The organism is Duganella sp. Dugasp78, from assembly GCF_059491455.1.
In genome coordinates this window covers 680,579-694,966 of sequence record NZ_CP168506.1, presented here as the reverse complement: position 1 = coordinate 694,966, position 14,388 = coordinate 680,579, and the positions used below count along the sequence as shown (strand labels likewise).

The 14,388-nt window shown below is 63.9% G+C and carries 11 protein-coding genes; 9 read left to right on the top strand and 2 right to left on the bottom strand.

All coding sequences use genetic code 11. The features are described from left to right. Positions 1 to 49: 49 nt before the first annotated feature. The 6 genes from ACEN9O_RS03020 to ACEN9O_RS02995 all read left to right on the top strand — a co-directional run bounded on the left by ACEN9O_RS03020 (position 50) and on the right by ACEN9O_RS02995 (position 8,412). Complete coding sequence (locus ACEN9O_RS03020; RefSeq protein WP_495616177.1) at positions 50 to 1,531, top strand: NCS1 family nucleobase:cation symporter-1; 1,482 nt, start codon at positions 50 to 52, stop codon at positions 1,529 to 1,531. 19 nt (positions 1,532 to 1,550) lie between these two features. Further along, the gene (gene hydA, locus ACEN9O_RS03015) at positions 1,551 to 2,945 is read left to right on the top strand and encodes a dihydropyrimidinase (RefSeq protein WP_495616176.1); all 1,395 of its coding nucleotides are present in this window, start codon (positions 1,551 to 1,553) and stop codon (positions 2,943 to 2,945) included. A 107-nt stretch (positions 2,946 to 3,052) separates the two neighbouring features. Further along, complete coding sequence (locus tag ACEN9O_RS03010) at positions 3,053 to 4,288, top strand: Zn-dependent hydrolase (protein WP_495616175.1); 1,236 nt, start codon at positions 3,053 to 3,055, stop codon at positions 4,286 to 4,288. An 80-nt stretch (positions 4,289 to 4,368) separates the two neighbouring features. After that, complete coding sequence (locus ACEN9O_RS03005) at positions 4,369 to 6,042, top strand: putative bifunctional diguanylate cyclase/phosphodiesterase (protein ID WP_495616174.1); 1,674 nt, start codon at positions 4,369 to 4,371, stop codon at positions 6,040 to 6,042. A gap of 49 nt (positions 6,043 to 6,091) precedes the next feature. Then, positions 6,092 to 7,447, top strand: coding sequence for a tetratricopeptide repeat protein (locus tag ACEN9O_RS03000; protein ID WP_495616173.1), 1,356 nt, complete (start codon positions 6,092 to 6,094; stop codon positions 7,445 to 7,447). 134 nt (positions 7,448 to 7,581) lie between these two features. Continuing rightward, positions 7,582 to 8,412, top strand: coding sequence for a PEP-CTERM sorting domain-containing protein (locus ACEN9O_RS02995; RefSeq protein WP_495616172.1), 831 nt, complete (start codon positions 7,582 to 7,584; stop codon positions 8,410 to 8,412). Here the strand turns inward: ACEN9O_RS02995 and ACEN9O_RS02990 are convergent. Together ACEN9O_RS02990 and ACEN9O_RS02985 are read right to left on the bottom strand one after the other, a co-directional pair. Beyond that, positions 8,403 to 10,166 (bottom strand): allantoate amidohydrolase, encoded by a 1,764-nt coding sequence (locus ACEN9O_RS02990; protein ID WP_495616171.1) that lies wholly within the window; start codon positions 10,164 to 10,166, stop codon positions 8,403 to 8,405. The genes ACEN9O_RS02995 and ACEN9O_RS02990 overlap by 10 nt on opposite strands. 57 nt (positions 10,167 to 10,223) lie before the next feature. Next, a complete protein-coding gene (locus ACEN9O_RS02985) occupies positions 10,224 to 11,159 on the bottom strand; it encodes a LysR substrate-binding domain-containing protein (RefSeq protein ID WP_495616170.1) in 936 nt (311 codons plus the stop codon). A gap of 118 nt (positions 11,160 to 11,277) precedes the next feature. Between ACEN9O_RS02985 and ACEN9O_RS02980 the strand changes: the two genes are divergently transcribed. The 3 genes from ACEN9O_RS02980 to ACEN9O_RS02970 are packed head-to-tail and all read left to right on the top strand — an operon-like array spanning position 11,278 to position 14,180. Continuing rightward, entirely contained in the window at positions 11,278 to 12,495 is a 1,218-nt protein-coding gene (locus ACEN9O_RS02980) for a urate hydroxylase PuuD (protein ID WP_495616169.1), read from the top strand. A gap of 10 nt (positions 12,496 to 12,505) precedes the next feature. Beyond that, positions 12,506 to 13,735, top strand: coding sequence for a M20/M25/M40 family metallo-hydrolase (locus ACEN9O_RS02975; RefSeq protein ID WP_495616168.1), 1,230 nt, complete (start codon positions 12,506 to 12,508; stop codon positions 13,733 to 13,735). 1 nt (position 13,736) lies between these two features. Continuing rightward, a complete protein-coding gene (locus ACEN9O_RS02970; protein WP_495616167.1) occupies positions 13,737 to 14,180 on the top strand; it encodes a thioesterase family protein in 444 nt (147 codons plus the stop codon). The last annotated feature ends 208 nt before the right edge of the window (positions 14,181 to 14,388 follow it).

Below are 14,388 nucleotides of genomic sequence, written 5' to 3'. Positions count from 1 at the left end.
ACGGAACTTGCAGCGATAGAAGGATACACAACCTTTTGGAGAAAGCCCCGTGAGCAAAGAACTCTCTGGCAGCACGCAACTCTGGAACGAAGACCTGGCCCCGACAACGGCGGCGCAACGCACCTGGCGCTGGTATCACTTCGCCGCGCTATGGGTCGGCATGGTGATGTGCATACCGGCCTATACGCTGTCCGCCAGTCTGATTGAAGGCGGCATGTCCGGCTACCAGGCCGTGCTGACTGTGTTCCTCGCGAACGCCATCGTTTTGCTGCCGATGCTGTTGATCGGCCACGCCGGCACCAAGTACGGCATTCCGTATGCGGTGCTGGCCCGCTCGTCGTTCGGCACCGCCGGCGCGCGCTTGCCGGCGCTGATGCGCGCCATCGTCGCCTGCGGCTGGTACGGCATCCAGACCTGGTTCGGCGGCCAGATGATCTACACGCTGCTTGGCGTGATGATGGGCGGCGATATCGGCGGCGAGAAGATCTCGGGCCTCGGCATCAACGGCGGGCAGTTGCTGTGCTTCCTGGCTTTCTGGGGCATCCAGTTCTGGTACATCGTGCACGGCATGGACGCGATCCGCAAACTGGAGACCTACACCGCACCGCTCAAGATCGTGATCTGCTTCGTGCTGCTTGGCTGGGTCTACAACAAGGCCGGCGGCTTCGGCGACCTGTTATCGGCACCTTCGCAGTTTATCGCGGGCGGTAAGAAGGCGGGCCAGTTCTGGTCCGTGTTCTGGCCTTCGCTGACGGCGATGGTCGGCTTCTGGGCCACGCTGGCGCTGAACATTCCAGACTTCACCCGCTTCGCCAAATCGCAGCGCGACCAGGTGCTGGGCCAATCCGTCGGCCTGCCGGTGCCTATGGGCCTCCTGGCGATGATGGCGGTGATCGTCACCTCCGCCACCGTGGTCTTGTACGGCAAGGCGATCTGGGATCCGGTCGACCTGGCCAGCCGCATGACCGGCGCCGCCGTGCTGATCGCGCTGTTGATCCTGCTGATCGATACGGTATCCGTCAACCTGGCCGCCAACCTGGTCGGCCCGGCCTACGATTTTTCGTCGCTGGCGCCCAAGCAGATTTCGTACAAGGTGGGTGGCTACATCACGGCCGGCATTGCGATCCTGATGATGCCGTGGAAGATACTCGAATCCACGCAAGGCTATATCTTCACGTGGCTGATCGGCTACTCGGCGCTACTGGGCCCCATCGCCGGCATCCTGATCGTCGACTACTACATGGTGCGCAAGACCGAGTTGAACGTCGCCGAGTTGTATCGCGAAGACGGCCAGTACTCATATGGCAACGGCTGGAACATGGCCGCGCTGGCGGCGTTTGTGATCGGCGTGCTGCCGAATATCCCCGGCTTCCTCAATGCCGCTTTCCCGGCGTCCTTCCCCGATGTGGCGCCCGCTTTTAAAACGATATACACCTATGCCTGGTTTGTGGGAATCGCTATTTCCGCGCTGGTGTATGGGGTTATGATGAAGGGCAAAGCGGTGCCCGCGATCCGGGCCGCTCACCCCTAAAGAGACTCAGGAGATGTCCATGACAACTATCATCCGCGGCGGCACTGTCGTCAACGCCGACCGGGCTTTTCGTGCCGATGTGCTCTGCTACGGCGACAAGATCGTCGCCGTCGGCGACAACCTCGATGCGCCGGCGTCGGCCAAGGTGATCGACGCCAGCGGCCAGTACGTCATGCCAGGCGGGATAGATACCCACACCCATATGAACCTGCCCTTCATGGGCACTGTGACGCAGGATGATTTCTACACCGGCACGGCGGCCGGCCTGGCGGGTGGCACCACCACCATCATGGACTTCGTGATACCGGCGCCGAAGCAGAACCTGATCGAGGCCTACCACCAATGGCGCGGCTGGGCGCAGAAGGCCGCCGGCGACTACACCTTCCACGTGGCGATCACCTGGTGGGACGAGACGGTGCACCGCGACATGGGCATCCTGGTGCGCGATCATGGCGTCAACAGCTTCAAGCACTTCATGGCGTACAAGAACGCCATCATGGCCGACGACGAGACGCTGGTGAAGAGCTTCCGCCGCTCGCTGGAGCTGGGCGCGATTCCGACCGTGCACGCGGAGAACGGCGAGCTGGTTTATCAGCTGCAGCAGGACCTGCTGAAGAAGGGCTTGACCGGACCGAGTTCGCATCCGCTGTCGCGTCCACCGGCAGTGGAGGCGGAGGCGGCTAACCGCGCCATCGCGATCGCCAATGTGCTCAACACACCGGTGTACATCGTGCACGTCTCCTGCGCCGAATCGTTGGAGGCCATCACCCGCGCCCGCGCCAACGGCCAGCGCGTGTACGGTGAGGCGCTGGCCGGCCACCTGGTCATCGACGACAGCGTGTACCAGAGCGAGGATCTGGACTTTGCGGCGGGCCATGTGATGAGCCCTCCGTTCCGCAGCAAGCACCATCAGGCCGCGTTGTGGCATGGTCTGCAAGGCGGCAACCTGCACACCACCGCGACCGACCACTGCACCTTCTGCGCTGAGCAGAAGGCCGCCGGCAAGGACGACTTCACCAAGATCCCCAACGGCTGCGGCGGTGTGGAAGACCGCATGTCCGTGGTGTGGGACGCGGGCGTCAACAGCGGCTTGCTGACGCCGTCGGAATTCGTCAAGGTGACGTCGACCAACGCCGCACAGATTTTCAATATGTATCCGCGCAAAGGCGTGATCGCCGTCGGTGCCGATGCCGACATCGTGGTCTGGGACCCGGAAGGCAGCCGCACCATCTCGTCGCTGACGCAGTTCGCCAAGGGCGGGTTCAATGTATTCGAAGGCCGCAACGTGCGCGGCATTCCGAGCACCACGCTGGCCGCCGGTAACATCGTGTTCCATCGCGGCGTGCTGATGGCGGTGGAGGGCGCGGGCCGTCATATCGACCGTCCGTCGTTCAAGCCAACGTCGGCGCGCTAATACCATCTCGTCGTTCCCGCGAAAGCGGGAATCCATAGGACGGCGGCGCGCCCGCTCAGCATGGATTCCCGCCTGCGCGGGAATGACGGAACTACTGGAGATTGATTATGAGCGAAATGCGCATTAACGGCGACCGTCTGTGGGCGGCGCTGATGGAACTGGCGCAGATAGGCGCCACCGCAAAGGGCGGCGTCAAGCGCCTGGCGCTGACGGACCTGGACAAGCAGGGCCGCGACCTGGTGGTAGGCTGGGGCAAGCAGGCCGGCATGTCGGTCACGATCGACCAGATCGGCAATGTCTTCATGCGCCGCGACGGCACCAACAACGCACTGCCGCCGGTGATGACCGGCAGCCATATCGACACCCAGCCCACCGGCGGTAAATTCGACGGCAACTACGGCGTGCTGGCCGGCCTGGAGGTCGTGCGCACGCTGAACGATTTGAAGATCAAGACCGAAGCACCGATCGAAGTCGCCTTCTGGACCAACGAGGAAGGCTCGCGCTTCGTGCCCGTGATGATGGGCTCCGGCGTATTCTGCGGCGCCTTCAGCCTGGAGACGGCCTACGCCGCCAAGGACACCGAAGGCAAGACCGTCGGCGAGGAGCTGGCGCGCATCGGCTACAAGGGCGAGCAGGTGCCGGGTGATCATCCCATCGGCGCCTACTTCGAAACCCATATCGAACAAGGCCCGGTGCTGGAAGACGCCGACAAGGTGATCGGCGTGGTGCCGGCGGTGATGGGCTTGTCCTGGTACGACTGCGTGGTGACCGGCATGGAAGCCCACGCCGGTCCGACCCCGATGGGCCTGCGCAAGGACGCGCTGCAGGTATCGACCCGGATCATGCAGGAAGTGGTGGCCATCGCCAACCGCTATCCGCCGTATGGCCGCGGCACGGTCGGCATGGTGCAGGTGTTCCCGAACAGCCGCAATGTCATACCCGGCGAGGTTAAGTTCAGCATCGACCTGCGCAACGTGAACGATGAGCTGCTCAACACCATGCATGAAGAGATGTTGGCCTTTATCGATAAGACCCGCAGCGAAACGGGCTTGAAGATTTCGATCGAGCGCGTGTCCTACTACCCGCCATGCCCGTTCCACCCCGAATGCGTGGACGCGGTGCGCAACGCCACCGCCAAGCTGGGATATTCGACGATGGACGTGGTCTCCGGGGCCGGCCACGACGCGATCTACGCCGCGCGACTGGCGCCCGCTGGCATGATCTTCGTCCCTTGCAAGGACGGCATCAGCCATAACGAAATCGAGGACGCCAAGTCCGAACACCTGGAAGCCGGCTGCAACGTTCTGTTGCATGCGATGTTGGAGCGCGCCCGTATAGTTTGACCGCCGCCCGGCCGAGGGGCATACTGATCCGTGACTGGCTATTCGGCCGACAAGAACGGATCGCGCCCCCGGCTTTCAACATGCAAGAACCCTCTCAATCCCACGCGGCGGCGCTGGAGACAGCCCGCCTCACGGCCACGCTGGAAAGCATCTCCGATGCGGTCCTGATGCTGGACCGCAGCTGGAATATCCGCTACATGAACACCAATGCGGAGCGGCTGCTGCAAGTGCGGCACGCCGAGGTGACCGGGAATAACGTATGGACGGTGTTCCCCGAGGCGGTCGATGGTCCGTACTACCGCGCCTATCACCTGGCGGCGGAGACCAACAACCCCGTGGAGTTCGAGGAGTATTACGCACCGCTCGATTTGTGGACCGAGATACGCGCCTATCCGTCGCAAGAGGGCGTGACGATCTACTTTCGTGACATCAGCGAACGCAAGGCCATCGAGGCGCAAATCCACAGCATGGCCTTCTACGACAAGCTCACCGGCCTGCCGAACCGTCAACTGCTGCTGGACCGCGCCGGACACGCGCTGTCGCTGGGCCACTTGGGCGCCATGCTGTTCATCGACCTGGATAACTTCAAGGCGATTAACGACACGCGCGGCCACGATAAGGGCGATATGCTGTTGCAGCGGGTTGCAGCCCGCTTGCGCGCCGAAGTGCGCGAATGCGATACGGTGGCCCGTTTCGGCGGCGATGAGTTTATCGTTCTGCTGGAAGATTTGGGCAGCACCGAGAACGACGTTGCCAGGGTGGCGCAGGACATCGCACTCAAGATCGTCCATGCATTCGCCGAGCCGTTCGATATCGAAGGGATGGAACAATACAGCACGCCCAGCATCGGCATCACGGTCTTCAGCGGTGCCTGCAGCGGCGTGGACGATGTGCTGAAACGCGCCGACCTGGCCATGTACCAGGCCAAGGCGGCGGGCCGCAATACCGTCTCGTTCTTCGATCCGGCGATGCAGGCACGCGTCAGTGCGCGCGCCGCGCTGGAAGCCGACATGCGGCGCGCGCTGAGCAACGATGAATTTGTGCTGCACTACCAGCCGCTGATGACCGTGGACGGCACCATGGCTGGCGCCGAGGCGCTGGTGCGTTGGAAGCATCCGCAGCGTGGGTTGATACCGCCTGTCGAGTTCATACCGGTGGCCGAGGATTCGAACCTGATCCTGCCGCTGGGGCGCTGGGTGATGCGCGAGGCGTGCGGCCTGCTGGCGCGGTGGGCCGGTGACCCGCGCACGGCCGGGCTGGAAATTGCGGTCAATGTCAGCGCTGCGCAATTCCACCGGCCGGACTTCGTCGAACACGTGCTGGAGGTGCTGGCGCAAGCCGGTGCCCGCGCGGACAGGCTGCGGCTGGAACTGACGGAGAGCCTGCTGCTAAAGGATGTCGAGGGCACGGTGGCGAAAATGCAGCAGCTGCGCGCCGCCGGCGTCAGCTTCGCGCTGGATGATTTCGGCACCGGGTATTCGTCGCTGTCCTATTTGCACCGGCTGCCGCTGGACCAGTTGAAGATAGATCGTTCCTTCATCTGGGGCGCCGTCATGCAAGACAGCGGGGCTGCGATCGTCCGCACCATTGTCTCGCTGGGCAAGGCATTGAACATGTCGGTGCTGGCCGAAGGCGTGGAGACGCGGGAGCAGCTCGACTTCGTCATCGCCGAGGGCTGCCATTACTATCAGGGCTATTTATTCAGTAAGCCGCTGCCGGAATCCGAGCTGCTGACACTTATCGCGGGCTTATAGTTTGATGCACTCGGATCCACAGCAAGCCTACCTCGATGGAAACCACCACATGGCCGCCGGCGACCTCGCCGCCGCGGAGGACTGCTTTTTGCAGGCCCTGACGCTGGAGCCCATGCACGGCGCCGCGCGCGCCAACCTCGGTTATCTGAAGGAGCAGCAGGGTGCGCTGGCCGAGGCGGAATTCCATTATCTCCAGGCGATTGCGCTGATGCCAGACCATGCGCAGCTCTACCAGAATCTCGGCGTGCTGCTGCTGAAGGCGAAGCGCTTCGCCGAATCGGAAGCGGCGATGCGCATTGCGCTGGAGCTGGCGCCGGAATCCGTGTCGGCTTGGAGCCAGCTGGGCGTGTTGCTGGCGTGCGTGAAACGCGAGCAGGAGGCCGAACAATGCTATCGCCGCGCGCTGGCGCTGGATCCGGAGTACGCGCGGACGCGCTTCAACCTGGCCTACGTGCTGCTGCGGCAAGGGCGATTTGAAGAAGGCTTGCCCCTGCTGGAAGCGCGCTGGCAGTTCGACCCGTTGGCGCATACCTTCGCGTGCCCCCGCTGGGATGGGGAGCCGTTGCATGGCAAGTCGGTGGTGATCGTGCTGGAGGCTGGGCAGGGCGACATGATCCACTTCTGCCGCTACGCCGCGCAGCTGAAGGAGCGGGGAGCGTTACGCGTGGCCGTGATATGCCATGCGTCGTTGAAGCGCCTGTTCGCCACGCTGGACGGCGTCGACCAGTTGTATGCCTTGGGCGATCGGGTCCCGGATGAGCACTGGGATTACTGGACGCATCCGATGCGCCTGGCCGCCACGCTCGACATACGCCTCTCCGCCATGCCGGCGGCGACTCCCTATCTCGCGGCGGAGCCTGAACTGGCGCGGCTTTGGGCCGGACGGCTGCCGCGGCAAGGCTTGCGGGTCGGGCTGGCATGGAAAGGCAACCCGGATTTCGAGAACGATGCCGACCGTTCGCTGCCATCGTTGCTGACGTTGGCGCCGCTGGCCGCTATACCTGTACATTTCGTCAGCCTGCAAAAAGGTCCGGGCGAGGAGGAGGCGCTGAACCCGCCCGATGGCATGTCGCTTTACGCAGCAGGCCCGCAGCTGTGCGACTTCGCCGACACCGCGGCACTTATCGTCAATCTTGATCTGGTGATCAGCGTGGATACAGCGGTGGCGCATTTGGCGGGTGCCTTGGGCAAGCCGTGCTGGCTGCTGCTGCCCGATTATCGCTGTGACTGGCGCTGGCTGACCGCACGTAGCGATACGCCGTGGTACCCGTCGATGCGCCTGTTCCGGCAATACACCGCAGGCGACTGGGCGCCGGTAATCGATGCCGTCGCGCGCGAACTGGCGCTGTCGGCCTTCTTGACAATCGATGCCACCGCGGCGGCATCCGCTGGTCCAAACCACTGACTTTATAGGCTTTACGCACCAAGGCATGCTTCGTGCATCGCGTCTCCACGGCCGGCAGTCCCGCCGGCGGTTGAACAGGGAGAGGCGACATGAATATCCATTCCATAATCAGGCGCGGCTGTACGTACGGCGCATTGCTTGCCGCGACGGCGGCGGCATTGCCGGCATCGGCCGCGCCGTTCTTCTTCAGCACCGGCGGCCCCGATGGTCTGATCGGCACAGTCACGCGACCAGGCACCGGCGGCAAGGTCGAAATCGAAACGGCGGACGATTTTATACTCGGCTCGCACACCAGCATCACCAGCGCAAGCTTCACCGGCTTGCTGACCGGAGGCGCCACGGCCGCCAGCATCGGCGAGGTGGTGGCGGAGATTTACCGCGTGTTCCCCAAGGACTCCACCAGCCCTCCATCGGGACGCGTGCCGACGCGTACCAATTCGCCGTCCGATGTGGCGTTCGACAGCCGTGACAGCAGCGGCAGCGGCTTGAGCTTTACGGTCACTACGGTGGGCGCTTTCAGCGCCGCCAACAGCGTCCTCAATGGCATCAACCCTATACCTAACCATACCACCCACGGTGAAGGGCCGATCAGAGGCACCGAGGTGACCATCACCGTCAACTTCGGCACGCCCTTCGATCTGCCGGCCGATCACTACTTCTTCGTGCCGCAGGTGGAGGTGACGGGTGGGGAATTCTACTGGCTGTCCGCTGCGAAGCCCATCGCGGGTGGCACGGGGCCATTCGTCCCCGACCTGCAAAGCTGGATACGCAACGAGCCGCTGGCGCCGGACTGGCTGCGCATCGGTACGGACGTCGTCGGCGAGGGGGCCTTCAATGCGTCGTTCTCGCTGGTGGGCGCTACTGCGGTGCCGGAACCAGGCAGCGTTGCGCTGCTCCTGGCGGGCGTGTTGCCGCTGCTGTTGGTACGCCGCCGGCGCGTGCCGGCGGATCGCGCTCAGGCGTAGCTGCGCAGGAAATCCAGCAGGACATGGGCGGCGATGTCGGCATCGTCCGCCGTCATCGTCTCCAGCGGATTGTGGCTGATGCCGCCGTTTCCGCATCGGGTGAACAGCATGGCTACGTCGGTGATCGCGGCCATTGCCATCGCGTCGTGACCGGCGCCGGAAAGGAGATCGAATCGTGGCAGGCCGGCGCGCTCGATGGCGGCGCCGAACTGCTGCATCAGACGCGGCGCGCACGGAGCGGCCGAGGCGTTGACGATCTGCTGCATGCTCACGTCCACCTGGCGCCGCGCGCAGATCGCCGCGATGCCGTCCAACACATCCTTCACCGCCGCCAGGCGCACCGCATCGTCGGCGGCGCGGATATCCAGCGACAGCTTGCACGCGCCCGGTATCACATTGACCGAGCCGCCCGGCACCTGCAACTGGCCGACAGTGCCGACCAGCGACTCGCCCTGCGCGCAGCGCCGCTCGACCAGCAGCACGATTTCCGCCGCCGCCGCTGCCGCGTCCCTGCGCATCGTCATCGGCGTGGTACCGGCGTGGCTGGCCAGGCCGGTCAGCTCGACCAGGTAGCGCGAGCTGCCGGCGATGGCCGTCACCACGCCCAACGCCAGGTCGCGCTCCAGCAGCACCGGACCTTGTTCGATATGGACTTCCACGAAGCCGAGCAGTTGCGCAGGATCGCGCGCGATGGCCGGAATGCGCGCCACGTCATGGCCGGCGGCCAGCAGCGCATCGCGCATGGTGACGCCGTCGGCATCGGTCTGGTCCAGCAGCGACAGGTCGAAGCGGCCCGTCACCGCGTTACTGCCCAGGAAGGTGCTCTTGAAACGCACGCCTTCTTCCTCGGCGAAACCGACGATCTCGAAATGGAAGGGCAGCTTTTCGCCGCGCTGGTGCAGGTGGCGCACGATGGCGATTGGCAGCAGGATGCCGAGACGGCCGTCGTATTTGCCGCCGTTGCGGACGGTGTCATAGTGCGAGCCGGTCATCAGTGTCTTTGCATCCGGCGCATCCGAGCGGTACACGCCGACCACGTTGCCGACGGCGTCGATGTGCGCGTCCATGCCTGCTTCGCGCATCCAGTCCATCAGCTGCGCGGCGGTCTTGCGGTGCGCTGGCGTCATGTAGGCGCAGGTCAGGTCGAAGTCCGCGTTGGCGCTGTTGTCGGCGTCGCTCCATACACCGATGGTTTCGCACCACTGCATGATGGTCGGCCCGAAGTCCAGCGTCACGCCCAGCAGGTCGTTCAGGCGCAGTTCGGCGATGCGCTTAATCTGGCGCAGGCACTCGGCGATTTCGTCAGCGCGCTGGTTCTTCAGGCGACGCGTGAAGGTGGCGATGATGGCGCGGCGCGTCAGCCCTTGTCCGTCCGGGCCTTTCACGGCGAGGATGAAGGGGAAGCCGAATTTGTCGTTGTAGTCCGCGTTCAGTTTGTGCAGCGTGGCGAATTCCTCGGCGCTGCACAGGTGCAGGCCGGACTTGGCTTGCTCGTTGGTGGATTCGGCTGTCAGCTGGCCGGATACGGCTGCCTTGCCCGCCAGTTCAGGGTGGGCGCGGATCAGGCCGAGTTGCGCGTCCAGCGTCGCGGCGCTGACCACCGCCTGCAAGGCCAGCTTGAGCGCGGTGGCGTTGGCGAAGGGCCGCCGGGCCGCCGCCCGTTCCGGTATCCACGGCGAGTGCTCGTAGATGCCGCGCAGGCGGTCGGTGAAGGTGGCGGCGTCGCAGCTGTTTAGTTCGGAAAGTGTCGTCATAGCCTAGTGTAATCGCAACTGAGCCGTGCAGTTATATGCGGTATCCGCTAAGGTTTATTATTTACCGAGCGCCTTGGCAGCGGTGGCGACCTGCTCGCGCAGCCATTTGTGCTCTGGCGCCTGGTGCACGCGCTCGTGCCACAGCTGGTAGAAGCGCATCGGCGGGAACTTGACCGGTACCGTGAAGGTCTTCAGCGGCATATTGCGCTCGTAGTAGCGCACGAACTGCCGGCCGGTGGTCAGCACCAGGTCCGTCTGCGTCAGCATGTACGGGATCAGGCCGAAGTAGGCCGATTCCACCGCGACGTTGCGCTGCAGGCCCTGGCGCTCCAGGAAGTCGTCGATGACGCCGTGGTAGCCGGGCAGGATCTGTGTCGGCGCCACGTGGGGCAGGGACAGGTAGTCGTTGATCGTCATCTCGTCGCTGCCGGTGCGCAGCGCGTACGGGCAGTCGGAGCGCATCACGGCGATGATCGGATCCTCGAACAGCTTGGACATGTGCAGATGCTCGGGCGGCTCGTCCCAGTTGGCGATGACCAGGTCCATGTCGCCGTCCGACAGCAGGCGCACGTAGTCCACGCCGGGGCCCAGGCCGTGGATCTTCACGCGGCTGTTGGGCGATCCGCGCCGCAGCAGCGCCACCAGGTTGGGCAGGAACTGGCTGTCCAGGTAGTCCGGCGCGGCGATGTGGAAGGTGCGCGCTTCTTCCTGCGGCACGAAGGGCGACTTTTTCAGGAACAGGTTCTCGGTCTCGTCGAGGATGCGCTTGGCCGGCGCCAGCAGGCTTTCGCCGTGCTGGGTCGGCACCATGCCGCGCGCGCCGCGCACCAGCAGGGGATCGCCGGTCAGCTCGCGCAGCTTGCGCAGCGAGGCGGAGATCGAGGGCTGCGGCTGATTCAGTTTGAGGGCGACGCGTGAGACGTTCTTCTCAACCAGCAGCAGGTAGAGGATGCGGATCAGGTGCAGATCCAGGTGTTGCGGCAGGGCGGCCATGTGAGTATTTCTGTTATACGGAATCGGATATGTTTAATATACTCTAATGTTCATGTGGTCGGCATCAATTCCGTTTATCTTCTGTAAATTAGCCACACTCTTTACCCCGAAAGCTCCCATGGATTTATACGCCTATCTGATCCCGTACGGCCTTGAGTGGCTAAACCTGATTGTGCGCTGGCTGCACATCATCACCGGCATCGCCTGGATTGGCGCCTCGTTCTACTTCGTCTGGCTGGATAATTCGATCCGCCCGCCCGCTCCCGGCTCGGAGCTGGCGAAGAAGGGCGTGTCCGGCGAACTGTGGGCGGTGCACGGCGGCGGTTTCTACAACCCGCAAAAATACCTGGTGGCGCCGGCCGAACTGCCGAAGGACCTGCACTGGTTTAAATGGGAAGCTTATTCCACCTGGCTGTCCGGCATCGCGCTGCTGACCATCGCCTACTACTTCAACGCCCAGGCGATGATGATCGATAAATCGGTGGCCGATATCGGCAGCTGGCAGGCGATCGGCATCGGCGTCGGCACGCTGGTCGTCGGCTGGACCGTGTACGACCTGCTGTGCCGCTCGCCGCTGGGCCAGCGCGACCTGTGGTTCGGCGTGGTGGTGTTCGCGCTGATCGTCGGCGCCGCGTATGGCCTCACGCATGTGCTGAGCGGCCGCGCCGCCTACATCCACGTCGGCGCGCTGATCGGCACCATCATGGTTGGCAATGTGCTGATGTTGATTATCCCCGGCCAGCGCAAGATGGTGGAGGCCATGTCTGCCGGCCGCCTGCCGGACCCGGTACACGGCCAGAAGGCCAAGCAGCGCAGCGTCCATAATAACTACTTCACGCTGCCGGTGCTGTTCATCATGATCAGCAACCACTACGCGATGACCTACCGGAACGACCATGCGTGGCTGGTGCTGGCCTTCATCATGGCGGCCGGTGTCTTCATCCGCCACTTCTTCAATCTGCGCCACAAGGGCCGCGTGGAATGGCGCTATCCGGCCGTCGGCGTGGCGCTGCTGGTTGGTGTGGCGGTGGCGATCGCGCCGCCGCGTCCTGTGGCGGTGGCGGCGGCGGCCGATCCTGCGGCGCAATTCGCCAAGGTGAAGACTGTCATCGACCAGCGCTGCGTGGCCTGCCATTCGGCGCATCCGTCGCAGCCCGGCTTTGCGACGGCGCCCGCCGGCGTGATGCTCGACAGCGCGGATCAGGTGCACCAGAACGCGGAAAAAATCTACAAGCAGGCGGTCCAGCTGAAAGCCATGCCGCTTGCGAACCTGACCAACATGACCGATGCCGAACGGGCGCAGATCGCGACCTGGTTCGAATACGGCGCCAAGTGAGAGAACAGCGATGACGAACAAAGAACAACTGGCTCAATGGATCGACGCGCACTTCGATGAGGAAGTCGGCGTATTGCAGCAGCTGCTGCGCGTGCCGACCGATACCCCGCCCGGCAACAACGCGCCGCATGCGGACATGGTGGCCGAGCTGGTCAAGGCCTACGGCTGGACCGCCGAGAAGCACGCGGTGCCGGCGCAGGTGGTGCAGGATTACGGCATGGAGACCATCACCAACCTGATCGTGCGCCGCCCCTACCAGGCCGGCGGCCCGACCGTGGCGCTCAACGCCCACGGCGACGTGGTGCCGCCGGGCGATAACTGGACCTATCCGCCGTATGGCGGCGTGGTGGAAAACGGCTACATCTACGGCCGCGCGGCCGCCGTCTCCAAATGCGACTTCGCCACCTACATCTTCGCCACGCGCGCGCTGGAGGCGCTGGGCGTTCCGCTGAAGGGCGGGCTGGAACTGCACTTCACCTACGACGAGGAATTCGGCGGCCTGCTGGGACCCGGCTGGCTGCTGGAGCAGAAGCTGACCAAGCCGGACTTTGTCATCGCGGCGGGCTTCAGCTACAACATCGTCACCGCGCACAACGCCTGCCTGCAACTGGAGATCACGGTGCACGGCAAGTCCGGCCACGGCGCGATGCCGGAGACCGGCCACGACGCGCTGCAAGCGGCGACCCGCATCCTGAACGCGATCTACGACCAGCTGCCGGAACTGAAGAAGGTCAAATCGAAAATCCCCGGCATCGATTCGCCGACCATGCTGGTGGGCCGCGTCGATGGCGGCACCAACACCAACGTGGTGCCGGGCAAGGTCGTGCTGAAGATGGACCGCCGCATGATCCCGGAAGAGGATCCGGCGGTGGTGGAAGCCCAGGTTCGCGCGCTGATCGAGAAAGCGGTGGAAGGCCAGCCCGGCATCCGCATCGAGATCAAGCGCCTGCTGCTGTCGCACGCGCTGCACGAGCAGCCGGGCACCGAGAAGCTGGTGGCCAGCTTGCAGCAGAACGCGCAAACCTTCATCGGCGAGAAGATCCCCGCACAAGGCACGCCGCTGTATGCGGATGCCCGCCTGTACGGCGAGCAGGGTATCCCGGCGGTGCTGTACGGCGCCGGCCCGCGTTCCGTGCCGGAGTCAAATGCCAAGAAGGCCGACGAACGTCTGCTGCTGGAAGACCTGCGCAAGGCCACCAAGGTGGTAGCATGCACGTTATTGGATTTCCTTGGAGAGTAAGATGTTTGAAAAGAAGATGATGGCCGGCTGGGGCGATATGGATTTCAACAGCCATATGCGCAATACGGCTTTCCTGGACAAGGCGGGCGATGTGCGCATGCTGTTCCTGTCGGAGAATGGCTTCCCGATGAGTGAATTCATGCGCCTGAAAATCGGTCCGGTGGTGATGAAGGACGAAATCGCCTACTTCAAGGAGGTCATGCTGCTGGAGGAGATCACCGTTACGCTGGGTGTGGCCGGTCTGTCCGATGACGGCAGCCGCTGGTCGCTCAGCACCGACATCATCCGCGCCGACGGCAAGCTGGCCGCACGCGTGACCAGCACCGGCGGCTGGCTGGATCTGGCCGCGCGCAAGCTGATTGCGCCGCCGGCCAATCTCCTGGCCACCTGGCAGTCGCTGGGCAAGACGGCGGATTTCCAGCAACTCAGCACCAGCATCAAGTAAGGCTATTTGGCCTCGTAGAACTTGTGGTGCAGCTGCGCGGGAAGGCCGCGCGCAGCCATGCGCCTGGCGGCGTCGGACACCGTGCGCCCAGCGTTGCGACGATCAGGGTATTGAACTGGCTGCGAAATATGATGACCTTTTCGGACTACGGAATTTTCATCCATCATGGCCGAAGCATGCGGGCGATTGTCGTATCATATGGTCATTA

Bases quoted from the DNA above. Each gene is read 5' to 3' on its own strand.
- hydA (WP_495616176.1), top strand. From the start codon at position 1,551: ATGACAACTATCATCCGCGGCGGCACTGTCGTCAACGCCGACCGGGCT.
- ACEN9O_RS03010 (WP_495616175.1), top strand. From the start codon at position 3,053: ATGAGCGAAATGCGCATTAACGGCGACCGTCTGTGGGCGGCGCTGATG.
- ACEN9O_RS03005 (WP_495616174.1), top strand. From the start codon at position 4,369: ATGCAAGAACCCTCTCAATCCCACGCGGCGGCGCTGGAGACAGCCCGC.
- ACEN9O_RS03000 (WP_495616173.1), top strand. From the start codon at position 6,092: ATGGCCGCCGGCGACCTCGCCGCCGCGGAGGACTGCTTTTTGCAGGCC.
- ACEN9O_RS02990 (WP_495616171.1), bottom strand. From the start codon at position 10,166: ATGACGACACTTTCCGAACTAAACAGCTGCGACGCCGCCACCTTCACC.
- ACEN9O_RS02985 (WP_495616170.1), bottom strand. From the start codon at position 11,159: ATGGCCGCCCTGCCGCAACACCTGGATCTGCACCTGATCCGCATCCTC.
- ACEN9O_RS02980 (WP_495616169.1), top strand. From the start codon at position 11,278: ATGGATTTATACGCCTATCTGATCCCGTACGGCCTTGAGTGGCTAAAC.
- ACEN9O_RS02975 (WP_495616168.1), top strand. From the start codon at position 12,506: ATGACGAACAAAGAACAACTGGCTCAATGGATCGACGCGCACTTCGAT.
- ACEN9O_RS02970 (WP_495616167.1), top strand. From the start codon at position 13,737: ATGTTTGAAAAGAAGATGATGGCCGGCTGGGGCGATATGGATTTCAAC.